2 protein-coding genes, 4 tRNA genes and 1 pseudogene are annotated in these 3,185 nt (G+C 63.8%); 2 read left to right on the top strand and 5 right to left on the bottom strand.

Annotation, left to right across the window (positions count from 1 at the left end; all coding sequences use genetic code 11):
- The first annotated feature begins 909 nt into the window (after positions 1 to 909).
- Entirely contained in the window at positions 910 to 1,542 is a 633-nt protein-coding gene (locus AC07DS_RS46260; RefSeq protein ID WP_479154733.1) for a DUF4352 domain-containing protein, read from the top strand.
- Positions 1,543 to 2,227: 685 nt separating this feature from the next.
- Here the strand turns inward: AC07DS_RS46260 and AC07DS_RS46255 are convergent.
- Together AC07DS_RS46255 and AC07DS_RS46250 are read right to left on the bottom strand one after the other, a co-directional pair.
- Positions 2,228 to 2,303 (bottom strand) — tRNA-Pro (locus AC07DS_RS46255).
- Between the two features lie 4 nt (positions 2,304 to 2,307).
- Positions 2,308 to 2,380, bottom strand: a tRNA-Thr gene (locus AC07DS_RS46250).
- A 35-nt stretch (positions 2,381 to 2,415) separates the two neighbouring features.
- Here AC07DS_RS46250 and AC07DS_RS46245 point away from each other — a divergent pair.
- Positions 2,416 to 2,604, top strand: coding sequence for a hypothetical protein (locus AC07DS_RS46245; RefSeq protein WP_479154732.1), 189 nt, complete (start codon positions 2,416 to 2,418; stop codon positions 2,602 to 2,604).
- 20 nt (positions 2,605 to 2,624) lie between these two features.
- On the opposite strand, the gene AC07DS_RS46240 is transcribed toward AC07DS_RS46245, so the two are convergent.
- The 3 genes and pseudogenes from AC07DS_RS46240 to AC07DS_RS46230 form a co-directional block, all read right to left on the bottom strand.
- Positions 2,625 to 2,697: transfer RNA gene (locus AC07DS_RS46240), tRNA-Asp, on the bottom strand.
- A 48-nt stretch (positions 2,698 to 2,745) separates the two neighbouring features.
- A tRNA-OTHER gene (locus tag AC07DS_RS46235) sits at positions 2,746 to 2,834 on the bottom strand.
- A gap of 214 nt (positions 2,835 to 3,048) precedes the next feature.
- Positions 3,049 to 3,185, bottom strand: a pseudogene (locus tag AC07DS_RS46230) (IS5/IS1182 family transposase); the annotation flags it as partial.

Here is a 3,185-nt window from a genome sequence, read left to right as displayed (position 1 = left end):
TCCCGACCGGCAATGAGTCGAGACTTCCGCGGCAGCTGCATCCCATGTCTGACCAGCGGAATCCACACATGAGCTTCGGAAAGAGAACGACCTCTGAGACCAAGGTGTCTGAGTTGAGGCGTGCTCTGTACGCCTAACTGACCGCGCTCTGTGGAGCAACGAGCAGTAGTAGACGGCCTGATAGGGCCTCGACGACCCGTCTCGGGAGACGGACTCGGTGTGCGCGGACACCGCTTGGGATAGCAGGCAGCCGCCTGCGTCGTCGGGGTTGTCGTTCCTGTGGGCTTCAATTCCCCTCGCAAGCGGCATCCACCGTCTCGAAGGGGTTCCACCCGTGTGGGCCGTAATAGAACAAGTCACCATCGGTGCGCCTTGGTTGCTGCTCTGCATCGTCGGGCTGACCACTCAGGCGATCCTTCTGTCACTCCTCATTTCACTGCGCAACACAGAAGCTCCGGAGCGACCGGAAATCATCAGGGCGCTTGCGGAACTGATGCAATTCTGGCGGAAGCGGTAAGCGCTGCTCATGCGCTAGTCCTCCAGTGCCGGGTGTGTGGGCTTCGGGCGTTCTGTACGTACGCGCGTGAGGGCCGCTGCTGCACCGCCCTCGCGTGCGCTCTTCCTGGCGTGGCACCACCCGCACAGTGCCCGCAAGTTCCCCATGCTGTGATCGTCACCAGCAACGATGTGATCCACATCCGTAGCCACTGCACCGCACTGCCGACCGTCGGAGAACCGGGCCTGACAGACGCCTCCATCACGCCGCATGACACGGCGCCGGATGCCTGGCCAGTCCTTGGGAAGGCGGCTTCTGCGTGTGCTGCTTTGCCACGCCATGGCGCCTCCTATGCCCTACGCTGACTGGTCCGTGTGGCCAGGGAGGGCCATCGATCCATGGGGGGATGCGCTATGCGCGCCTACATTCGCCGTGCCCTCGTGCCGGCCGTACTGGTCTCTGCCGTCGTCCTGACGGGATGCTCGTCGTCAGGGGGCGACAGCAAGGCCGCGCCCACGAAGACCGTCGTAGACGACACGCAGGAGCGGTCCACCATTCAGCCTTCGGCTTCGGCGTCCTCGTCCGCCCCGGTCTCTGTGCTGAGCGTCGGGCAGACCGGCACGTACGACGCCGGGGAGACGGACGATGCGGGCGAGAACTACAAGGTGACGACGAAGATGTCCGTCACAGTCGTCAGCGCGAAGTACGTGACGCCGACGGAGGTCGGTGCAACGGGCAAGCCGAAGCATGGTCAGTTCGTCCAGGTCGAGCTAACGCTGAAGAACGTCGGTGCGTCCGATGCTGATTTCAACGCGTCCGCAATTGGCCGGATGATCTGGGAAGACGAACAGACGGCAGCGCAGGACGCCACAACGGCGGACGCCAACGTCGACGGACCGGACCTCGACACGACCTACAAGCCGGGTCAGAGCGTCACAGGGAAGTTGGTCGTCGACGTCGCCCGGAAGGGCGGAGTCGTGAGCTACACCGGCAGTGAGGTCCCTGACCACAAGGGCGCGGTGTTCTCCGTGAAGCTGCCGGCCTAGAACGTCGTGCAGCCCCGTCGCAGGAACTCTTCTCCGCGGCGGGGCTGTGTTGTGCCATCTGCTCGATGAAGCGCATTTGGTAGTCATCAGGCTGTGATCCGCAACGCGGGCCTTGGGAGCGTCGGGGACTTCGGTGTCCTGCAAACGTCTCAGGTGCAGTCCTTCGTCGGACATGCAGTACGTGTGGCACAGGTTGCACCAGTCGGTCAGCGAAACACGCAGATCCTGCTGACCTGCGCCAATGCGGCACGTCGCCCTAGTCATGCGTTCACTGCGTTCGACGCACGGTGACCGAACCCATGCAGTTCAGTACTGAACGACACGCAGCCTGCCCGAGCGATCTCGGGGCGTATGCCCAGATTAGTCCGCCAACCTCAGGAAAAGCTCAGATCAATCATGGAGCACCCAGTAACCGGCGTCAGATGCCCCGTGACATACTCGGAATGCGCTGCGCATCGCCGACAAACCATCCAACTCCCCATATTCGTTGGGGAGTTCTCCATAGGCGGGAGGTTGGCCTCATGTCACACACCTCAGAACAGGTCACGTCGTCCGGCGCGGCGCCTTACTTTGAGTTCCGTATCGGCGGGTTCCGCATCACCGCGGACCGCCTCCCCGTCCGCCTAGTAGCGACAGTGTCTAGCGCTGCTTCAGGACTACTGACGTGGTGGCTGGCCCGCTGACATGGTCGGGACGGAAGGATTCGAACCTTCGACTCCCCGCTCCCAAAGCGGGTGCTCTGACCGCTGAACTACGTCCCGTGAGAGCCCCCGGCGCGACTCGAACGCGCGACTTGCGTCTTACGAGGACGCCGCTCTTCCAACTGAGCTACGGGGGCACGGTGTCACCCTGCGGGCAGTAGAGTCCGCCGGTATGACGAACGCATTCAGCATCGAGTCCTCACCTGGACTCGAAGACGCCTTGAACCTGGAGATCTACATCCCCGCAGAGGCGTGGGCCGCACTGAACAACGGCGAAACCTGGGTTGGGCACGCCGCAGACGGCAAAGTCGAGTCCGAGACGATCGACGTCGGCAAGGTCACCATCAGGATCGGTGGCTAGCTCCGACGTCGCTCCTGACGCGCTTCAGACCGGACTCGAACCGGCGGCTACCCGCTCGACAGGCGGGGGCTCTGGCCTCTGAGCTACTGAAGCAAGGCCGGGGTGTTTTAACGTCTCCCCAAGGTTTCTGACGTCGACGAGCCGTCGCGGACGGGATTTGAACCCGTGACAGACCCGTCAGTGACCCAGCGGGTATGTCGGGTTGCTCTGCCTGACTGAGCTACCGCGCAAGCGTGCGCATCGCTCCGGCTCGTCCTCCCCGTCGTCCGCCCCTTGGACGTCGACGGGAAACCTTTGGGACGGCCGGGGCCGCTGCAACCGCGCTTCGACCCGGAGGAGAGAGCGGGGAGCGCAGGAGCGACGCCGGCCGTCGAGGATGGGGAGCGGGCCGCACGCTACTCGCTACGGCTCTCACGTCCTCCCCCCTCCTACTTAGACGTCATTTCACTTGGTGAGTCTGCGGTGGCATATGAGGGTCGCGGCGACAGCGGTGAAGGCGAGGAAGTGTTCCGGCTTGCGCTCGTAGCGGCGGTGGAGGCGTCGGCAGCCGGACAGCCAGGACACGGTCCGCTCCACGACCC

The sequence above is a fragment of the Streptomyces sp. NPDC044064 genome (genome assembly GCF_056434245.1).
Note: the sequence above shows the minus strand (reverse complement) of the source record. Positions and strands in the feature narration are given on the sequence as shown.